4 protein-coding genes and 1 pseudogene are annotated in these 3,771 nt (G+C 36.3%); all 5 read right to left on the bottom strand.

The genetic code is table 11. The features are described from left to right. Positions 1–176: 176 nt before the first annotated feature. The 5 genes and pseudogenes from LC115_00150 to LC115_00170 all read right to left on the bottom strand — a co-directional run bounded on the left by LC115_00150 (position 177) and on the right by LC115_00170 (position 3,561). Positions 177–344, bottom strand: a pseudogene (locus LC115_00150) (transposase). Between the two features lie 351 nt (positions 345–695). Further along, positions 696–1,100: a hypothetical protein gene (locus tag LC115_00155; GenBank protein ID MCZ2355095.1), complete on the bottom strand. Its 405-nt coding sequence runs from the start codon at positions 1,098–1,100 to the stop codon at positions 696–698. Between the two features lies 1 nt (position 1,101). After that, positions 1,102–1,638: a hypothetical protein gene (locus LC115_00160; GenBank protein MCZ2355096.1), complete on the bottom strand. Its 537-nt coding sequence runs from the start codon at positions 1,636–1,638 to the stop codon at positions 1,102–1,104. Positions 1,639–1,972: 334 nt separating this feature from the next. Beyond that, positions 1,973–2,758 carry an MvaI/BcnI family restriction endonuclease gene (locus LC115_00165; GenBank protein ID MCZ2355097.1) on the bottom strand — a complete coding sequence of 262 codons (786 nt, stop codon included), beginning with the start codon at positions 2,756–2,758 and terminating at the stop codon, positions 1,973–1,975. Further along, positions 2,755–3,561 (bottom strand): site-specific DNA-methyltransferase, encoded by an 807-nt coding sequence (locus LC115_00170; protein MCZ2355098.1) that lies wholly within the window; start codon positions 3,559–3,561, stop codon positions 2,755–2,757. The genes LC115_00165 and LC115_00170 overlap by 4 nt, the downstream gene beginning before the upstream one ends. Positions 3,562–3,771: the final 210 nt, after the last annotated feature.

Raw genomic sequence — 3,771 nt, forward strand, 5'->3', positions numbered from 1 at the left:
TTTTTTTCTTGGGATATAATTCTGGTGGGTTCTAAAAATCAGTTTTTTTATTTTTTTCAGGCACAAATCAGAACTCTTTTAAAATCTGGGCTGAAAAAGTAAGCAATTGTACAAATTATTTTTTTAATTCACATACAAATTTTTAATTCGCAATTAACTAACTAATTAATAGCATATTACGATGTAAATAAATTTAATCTTTGAACTTGTTCAAGCCTGAATAAGTTGTAGGTAAGGTTTATGAGTTCGATTATTCCTGTTGCTCTTGCTATTCCTACAGATTTAACCGCAAGCCCGTTCATGCTTTGTTCCATAAAACCAAATACGTGTTCCACTCTTACCCTTGTGATGTCATATTGTTTTCGTGTTAAATTATATGCAAACATACATATAATTGCTTGAATAACAATGATTTAAATTATAGAACCCACCGTAAAACTTTTAGGCGAAACATACAAAGGAAAAGAGTTAACGGAGGAACAAAAACAGTAAAACAAGGAAAAATCAAAAATAAGAGTGAGTGTAGAACATAGTATTAGCGGGATCAAACGCTTATTTATCCTTAGCTACAAATTACGTGTGAAAAAATACGAACAGCACGACAAACTAATGCTATTAGGGTGCGCCCTGCACAACTTTAGAATTAAATGTAGAAAATCAATAACAAATTAACTTATATAAAGTCTAATGTATAGTTAGTAGTCAAACGGGCTTTCATCAGTTTCTGTTTTTTCTTCACCTGTTAAAAATTCGTCTATAAACCCTTCAATGTTTGAAGCCTTAAAGCGAACTGTTTCATACAAATCATAAATTGCTCTGTCGTCAGGAAATGCCCATTCAGAGTTGCCCCAACCGTCTATAAATTCAAGTCTATAACCGTCTGTCCATTCAGAGGCCCCTTCATCGTAAAAATATTTTGATTGATACTTATACAATCGTAAACTTTTGTCTAAGACTTTACATGTATAGACATTGTCTGCCAATACCTCACTGCCAGAAAGTGATGATGGTTTGCTGCGATTTACTTCCCACTTAATAGTTCCTTCTTTAGTGTCCCGATTAAGTTTGGATATTATTTTAATGCTATGCTTTGTGCTCATGTTACAATGATTTGCCTTTGTTTTGTTTAATGTTTTCTAATTGTCTAATGATTTCTATCAAACTGCCATAAACTATCCAAACGTCATCATATGTCGTTTGATAAAATCGCTTTGGATACTTAGTAATGTAAAATATGAAACTTGAACTCTGAACCTGCCTTATGACAAATGGTCTTGTTCGTCTGCCTTTCAAAAAAGAACATAGTCTTCTACTCTTTAAACTTTGACGATAACTAATTTTCGGAATTAAATCTTCCAATTCAGAAATGCAATTTGCAAATTCTGTTCTAATCTCACGTCGGTTGCTATTATAGTCGTTTAGAAATTGATTGATTTCAGAAGCAGATTTTTGCAGATTGTCAATATGCTTTTTAATTCGCTTGTCAAAAATGTAACTCGTCTTTAACTTGTTTATTTCCGACTTAATGAAAAGTCCGATTATAAAAGCACCGATTGCAAAACAAAACCCGACAACTTCTAAAACGTTTGCCCAAGTTTCTAAGTCCCACTCTAAGAATAAATTTTTTAGTATGTCCAAGCGTCTGTGTTGTTTGTGTCTAAATGTAAATTATTTATGTCTGTCATTTTAATGTTACACGGTTCGGTAAGCCTTGCCGCTAACGGAATGGGGCTTCACGCAGTTGTTGAGCGTTAGCGAAAACAATTGCGGTGAAACCGCCAGATGTGCGAAGTCCCGTAGGGCTTCGCATAGTTGGTGCGTGAAGCCCCGTTCCGATGTGGCGATGGAGCCGACTTTTAGCACAAATGCTGAATAGAATTACTACTGTTCAACCTTGCACAAATGCTCAATAGAAGTACTTCACCGGCTCTATTGCCAATTTTTTTGTTACCGGCTGCCTTACTTTCTCTCGTCATAAAATGTTTGTTACTTTTTTATATAATTCCGGTAAACAGTTTTGTCGCATACGAAACTTTGTTCCGTGATTATGTCCCGTTCTTGCATCAAAGTCAACCAAAATATTTCCCTTTTCAAGTTGTGTAAGAAAACCATCAAAATTGAACTTCTGCAACATCTGAACTTTGCTGTAACGATAAAATTCTTTATCGCCTTCTTTCGTAACTTCTGCTTGCACATAAAAACAGTTCAGCAGTTTTGTTCCGGCTTTATTTGAAAGGTCGTCAAAACCCCAATATGGTTGTGGATTCAGTTCTCCTAATCCAATTCGCTTGTTTACAGATTTAAGCCACGCACTATGCTTTTCAGCAGCTTTGCTGCTGTCAAAAGAAATGAGAACTTTTTGTGCCTCTCTATCAATCTTTACCATAAAGCCTCTGTCGCTTGGTGCGTTTCCGTGAATGGTCAAGCGAAAGCTCATTTCATTATCTGGATATTTTTTTCCTGCTTGTTGATGTTTCCAACCATAATTTAAAAGTCCAACTTGCGGAACAAATTTTACAGCTCTTGGTGATGGCTCAATGTGAAACAAAGTTGTCAATGAACTTGTGTTTAATCGTTGTGATTTTAACTCCCACTCTGCCGCATTTGGAATTGGCAAGTTGTTTTCGCTAATACCTAACAAATCTTCAAGAGTGTTACCAATGCCTCCATGATTTCCGTGTCGTGCGTTTGGTATCCATCCTTTTTCTGCAATCTTTTTTAGCTCTGCGATTAGTTCGTCTTTGGTATAAATTTTCATTCTGTTTCTTGAAAAAGGGTGGCAGCTTTGAACTTCAAAAGTTCACTCTGCCTTTTGTTGCGTTCAATTCTTGCTTCGGAATTTTTGCAGTAGTCCGGTGAAAGTTCAATACCAATATAATTTCGTTTAAGTCCCAAAGCAGTGATTGCTGTCGTTCCACTACCAGAGAAAGGGTCAAGTATAATTTTAGCATTTGTGGAAGAAATAATTCTGTCAATGAGTGCAACAGGGAAAGGTGCAGGATGTTCGTTATTCATTTCTTGCGTAAACTCCCAAACATCACCAAAAGCATTAGCTTTTGGTGCAAGTTTGAAGTTAGGTTTTGGTATCATATATATCACTTCGTATGTCGGAAGAAAATATCCGGGATTGAAGTTGATACCGCCTTTACGCCTCCAAATAATAATTTGTCTTACAGGCAAATCTCTTATGATGTCTTTGCGGTCTTGAATAAGTCCGTCTTGCACACGCCATTTGTGATTATAGAAAATTGCTCCATCGTCTTTGATTAAGCGATACATTTCTTTTAGGCAGTTGTGTTGCCAATCCGCATATTCGTCAGCCGGAATGTTGTCGCTGTAATGGCTGTAACCGTTTTGCAAAGGATTGCCTGCCCACTTACCTGATTTTGTATTTGCACTCATTCCGTTTCCGGTTGAGTTTTTTAAGTTATATGGCGGTGAAGTAACAGCAAGGTCAATACAGTTGTCCGGCATCTGTTTCATTACGGTTAAGCTGTCGCCACAAATGATTTTGTTTATAAAGTCGTCAGGAAATTTCATTTTATGTTTGCCGTTGTTCATTTTGTCAAAGATAAATCTTTTTCGTGGTTAGTCAGTTTGTTTGGTGCAGAAACTATCAAGGTTGCACTGTCTCTCAAAGGTTACCGGTAACGCAGCACTTGACGAAGTCCCGAGAAAAAAAAGAGAAGACCAAAATAAATTTTGGGATTCCGGTGTTTTTTTCTTGGGATATAATTCTGGTGGGTTCTAAAAATCAGTTTTTTTATTTTT

The sequence above is a fragment of the Bacteroidia bacterium genome (assembly GCA_026932145.1).
Taxonomy (GTDB): Bacteria; Bacteroidota; Bacteroidia; order J057; family JAIXKT01; genus JAIXKT01.

Coding starts and splice junctions, on each gene's coding strand:
- LC115_00155 (MCZ2355095.1), bottom strand. CDS start 1,100: ATGAGCACAAAGCATAGCATTAAAATAATATCCAAACTTAATCGGGAC.
- LC115_00165 (MCZ2355097.1), bottom strand. CDS start 2,758: ATGAAAATTTATACCAAAGACGAACTAATCGCAGAGCTAAAAAAGATT.
- LC115_00170 (MCZ2355098.1), bottom strand. CDS start 3,561: ATGAACAACGGCAAACATAAAATGAAATTTCCTGACGACTTTATAAAC.